Source organism: Bartonella sp. PS7NMGDW (assembly GCF_042193585.1).
Taxonomy (GTDB): Bacteria; Pseudomonadota; Alphaproteobacteria; order Rhizobiales; family Rhizobiaceae; genus Bartonella; species Bartonella grahamii.
Window position 1 is genome coordinate 1 of sequence record NZ_JBHILX010000067.1, and the last position, 1531, is coordinate 1531.

2 protein-coding genes are annotated in these 1531 nt (G+C 37.8%); both read right to left on the bottom strand.

Annotated features, from left to right (window positions below):
- Positions 1 to 315: 315 nt before the first annotated feature.
- A complete protein-coding gene (locus tag ACFIKJ_RS09195) occupies positions 316 to 849 on the bottom strand; it encodes an antA/AntB antirepressor family protein (RefSeq protein ID WP_375627571.1) in 534 nt (177 codons plus the stop codon).
- A 272-nt stretch (positions 850 to 1121) separates the two neighbouring features.
- A partial coding sequence (locus tag ACFIKJ_RS09200; RefSeq protein ID WP_375670536.1) for a tyrosine-type recombinase/integrase occupies positions 1122 to 1531 on the bottom strand: 410 nt, incomplete at its 5' end.

Genomic DNA, 1531 nt, shown 5'->3' on the forward strand with positions numbered 1-1531 from the left:
ATCATCATGACCTACAAAAGTGTAAAAGTGATGTCGCGTTATACGAAATGGATTGTACTCATTATACTCTTATTAGCGCTTGATTTTTCACGCCTTATAGATGCTGTAGGAAATATTTTTACACAAAAACCAAATATCCGACTCTAAACATACTCTGAGACGCGCGAAATTCTTTAGAAAATGGTTTCTTAATTTTGCTCGTCTCATGGAGACTATCAATAATGTCTTTGTACATTTAAAACAGTGGCTAACCAAAAACTGAAAGCTTTATCCCCTCCCCGCTTTTGAAACGGGGAGATGAAATCGGTTTTAAAACTAAGCAGCTTTCGTAACAGATGTTGCTAAAACCCGCTTAGCTTCTTTAATGAGGGCTTTATATTTTCTATTCTCTTCATCTACTCTGAAGGCATCAAGAAGACGCATATGAATAGGACCTAAAAGATATAAAACTTTTTCGCCAGCGTTCATACCTTCCCAATAACTTGGCAAATCAAAGCGCGTATCATTATCATAATCAACAGCTTGGTTTTTTAGTTTTTTCTCACACTCAATAAAGTAACGACGTGCTTGGCGTCCTTTCTCGTTACGTTCCACCATTGAGAGCTCTTTCGCCATGTCTAAAGTGATGTGGTATTCTGTACTTGGACGACCGCCTTTAGGTTTTACTCTTTTTTGAGTAAAACTCACAAAGTCCTGATTTTTTTGAAAAGAATATTCTTCAATCCGTCGTGAAATCCAATCGTTGAAGCGTATATTAACTTCTAAAAACGTATGCAACTCGCGTGCGTTAACAGTTTGAACAGTTTCTTGTCCAATGATTTGTTCTTTAATTTCTATGAGAGTGTTCATAGTGAACTCCTAGTTGTTAGAGGTTTGTTAATGACACTCTAAAAAAGAGTGCCGGGTGCTAACAAACACGGCAACTAGCCCGTCGTTATGCTTTCCCCGTGAAGGTATTTTATAGCATAACCACACCCGACGAAATCATTATATGCGTCTAACATACAATGAGTCAAAGCTTTTAATATGCGGAAAATTAGTTATTTCGGTAACCAATCCGCTAGTTGTTTTAAGGTGTTTGTTAAGCACCTGATTCGAAAATACACATTACAGAAATAATGTCAAGCCTTTCCTGTTATAAATGAAGCCCACTGTTCCAAGAGAACATGTCGCTGTTCTAAAAAATCCGTTCGCATATAAGCTTTTGTCACTGAACTCCCAACTGAATGGGCAAGAACAGTTTCGGCAATCTCAAATGGTGTTGACGTTGTCTCTGCTATCCAATCCCGTAAGCTTGAACGAAAACCATGGGGACGATAGGTTAAGCCGCAAATTGTCATATATTTTGCCATGGTGGCATCAGAAATGGGGTTGCCTCTAAGACCAGAAAAGAGAAAACCATTCTTTTCAAAGGGGAGAGTTTTTTCAATAACTCTCAAAGCTTCATCACTTAGTGGCACGCGAAAATCTGAAACCTTTCCTACAATACCTTTCATGTTTTCTTTTGGTATTGTCCATATATTTTTATCTA